This is a genomic window from Caballeronia ptereochthonis, from assembly GCF_001545075.1.
Classification (GTDB): Bacteria; Pseudomonadota; Gammaproteobacteria; order Burkholderiales; family Burkholderiaceae; genus Caballeronia; species Caballeronia ptereochthonis.
Window position 1 is genome coordinate 1 of record NZ_FCOB02000108.1, and the last position, 880, is coordinate 880.

Consider the following 880-nt stretch of genomic DNA (forward strand, 5'->3'; position numbering starts at 1 on the left):
GATGACCGTGACAAGCTGGTTCAGCACAACTACGACGAGCAAACGAAGGGCACGACGTTCGCGGCGGGCGGCAGCGCGACGCTCGCGGCCCTCAGCAGCGATAGCGCCAAGGGCAATGTCACGCTCACGGGCTCGACGCTTGCCACCGGCGCGGGCGCGGCAAACCTCGTCGCCACGGGCGACGTGACACTCAACGAAGGCCGCGAGGAACACGACAGCTACAGCGAACGACATTCCGAGCGCGGCAGTTTCGTGAAGAAGACGACCACCGATCAGATGCAGAACGCGCAGACGAATCTGAGCGTGGCGAGCACGGTGTCGGGCGACTCGGTGGCCATCAGCGCGGGCCACGATGTGACGATCAAGGGCGCGACGGTGGCGGGCACCAACGACGTCAACATCGCAGCGGCCAATAACGTCACGATCACGACCACGCAGGACACGCAGACGTCATCGAACTACTACCACGAGCACACGTCGGGGATCTCGCAAAGCGGCGTGGGCGTCTCGGTCGGCAGCCGCGATCAGAAGGACACCAACCATGACGCGCAGGTCATCAACCACGGCAGCACGGTGGGCTCGCTCGACGGCAACCTGAACATCAAGGCGGGCAATGACCTGCACGTGACGGGCAGCGACCTGATCGCGGCGAAGGACGTCACGGGCATGGGTGCGAACGTGACGATCGATTCAGCGGTCGATACGGCGCATCACGACGAGCAGCACGAAGTCAAACAAAGCGGCTTCACGATCGCGGTGAAGGCGCCGGTAATCGATGCGGTGTCGAATACGGTCGATCAGGCGCGTGCGGGCAGTCAGAGCCAGGATGACCGGGCGGCGGCGCTGCACGGGATCGCAGCGGCGAGCGGTGCGGTCGATG

Annotated in this window: 1 protein-coding gene; it reads left to right on the top strand. The window is 64.8% G+C overall.

Going from position 1 to position 880, the window contains the following annotated elements; all coding sequences use genetic code 11:
• Positions 1-880 (top strand): hemagglutinin repeat-containing protein (locus AWB83_RS35670; RefSeq protein ID WP_208636847.1); only part of this gene is annotated, 880 nt, incomplete at both ends.